The 1,729-nt window shown below is 71.1% G+C and carries 3 protein-coding genes; all 3 read right to left on the bottom strand.

The window, feature by feature from the left end; translation table 11 throughout:
* On the bottom strand, positions 1–382 hold a 382-nt coding region (locus APM_RS20400), incomplete at its 3' end, for a hypothetical protein (protein ID WP_007423559.1).
* Between the two features lie 144 nt (positions 383–526).
* Entirely contained in the window at positions 527–976 is a 450-nt protein-coding gene (gene mntR, locus APM_RS11545) for a manganese-binding transcriptional regulator MntR (protein ID WP_007423558.1), read from the bottom strand.
* Positions 977–1,036: 60 nt separating this feature from the next.
* The coding region (locus APM_RS11540; protein ID WP_039888409.1) for an MFS transporter at positions 1,037–1,729 on the bottom strand (693 nt) is incomplete at its 5' end.

Genomic DNA, 1,729 nt, shown 5'->3' with positions numbered 1-1,729 from the left:
GCATCTGGTCCTGATACTGGTTCTGGTTCTGATTCTCGTACTGGTTCTGGACGCGGTTCTGCTCGCCGTTGCCATTGCCGTTGCCGTTGCGCATCTGCGCGCGCTCGTTCTCGCGGTCGCGCTCGCGAAGGCGGTCGCGCTCGCGCTCGCGCAGCCGCTCGGTCTCGGCGTCGGCCCGCTGGTGCAGCCGGTCCTGCTGGCGCTCGCGCAGGCGCTGCTGGTCGAGCAGGCGCTGCTGGTCCTGCGTGCGAAGCTGATCCTGGGTGCGGGTCTGGTCCTGGGTGCGGGTCTGGTCCTGGGCGAAGGCGCGGCCGGCGCCCAGCGCGGCGAGGCCGGCGGCGGCGAATGCCAGCACGGCGCGGCGGTGACGAAGGGTGGACATGGCGGATGATCTCCTCTGCCTGTGCGATGCACCGGCGCGCCCCGTGGCGCGCCAACGGGCTCAGGCTAGGAGCGGGCGTGGTTGCTCCCCTTGATCCAGCGCAAGCATCGCCCTGCCCGTTCGGACGATGCCCGTCCGGCCGGATCAGCCCCGGGTCTTGAGATAGCGGCTGAAGGCGTTCAGCGCGATGTCCGACACGTGGTGCTCGATGCCCTCGGCATCGGCCTCGGCGGTCTCGGGCGGCACGCCGACCGCCTTGAGCAGGGCGACCACCAGCCGGTGCCGGGTGCGCACGCGCTCGGCCAGAGCCTGGCCCGCCTCGGTGAGGAAGACGCCGCGATAGGGTTTCGCCGTGGCCAGCCCCTCGCGCTTGAGCCGGGCGATGGTCTTCACCGCCGTCGGGTGCGAGACGCCGAGGCGGCGGGCGATGTCGATCGGCCGCGCCTCGCCATTGATCGCGATGAGGTCGGCGATCAGCTCGACATAGTCTTCCAGCACGGCGCTCGCCTGCGCCGTGCGCGCCTTGCCGAACCGGCGCGCCTGGGTGGGCTCGGCGGGCAGGTCGTCGGGCGGGGGGTTCACGGCAGCTGGCATCTCGGTCTCCGCATCGGCCCTGCATAGCCGGCCCGGCGGGGAAACGCCAACCGCGCGCGGTCAGTGCAGTTTCGGCAGCCAGAGCGCGACGATGCCGAGTGCGGGCAGCACCGCGCAGATCTGGTAGACGGTGGTGATGCTGGTCCAGTCCGCCACCACGCCGAGGCCGGCGGCGCCGAGCCCGGCGATGCCGAAGGCGAGGCCGAAGAACAGGCCGGAGACGGCGCCGACCCGGCCCGGCACCAGCTCGTTCGCGTAGACCACGATCGAGGCGAAGGCGGAGGACAGGATCAGCCCGATGATGACCGAGAGCACCACCGTCATCGTCTCGCCGACATAGGGCAGCGCGAGGGTGAAGGGCAGCACGCCGAGGATGGAGCCGATGATCACGGTGCGGCGGCCCACCCTGTCGCCGATCGGCCCGCCGATCATGATTCCCGCCGCCGCCGAGGCGAGGAAGATGAACAGGTCGATCTGCGCCGCCTGCACCTTCAGGCCGAAGCGGTGCATCAGGTAGAAGATGTAATAGGAGTTGATGCTCGAGAGGTAGACGAATTTCGACATCATCAGCACGCCGAGCAGGGCGAGCGGGACCAGCACCTTGCGCGTGTCGAGGTCGGCGGCGGTGAGCGCCGTCCGCTGCCGGGGGCGGGCGTGGCCGCTGGCGCGGAACCAGTGGCCGAGCGCGGTGAGGAGCGCCATGCCGCAGAGGGCGGCGATGGCGAACCAGGCCATGCTCGCCCGCCCGCGCGG

The sequence above is a fragment of the Acidiphilium sp. PM genome (assembly GCF_000219295.1).
GTDB classification, from domain to species: domain Bacteria; phylum Pseudomonadota; class Alphaproteobacteria; order Acetobacterales; family Acetobacteraceae; genus Acidiphilium; species Acidiphilium multivorum.
This window is presented reverse-complemented; position numbering and strand designations above follow the sequence as displayed.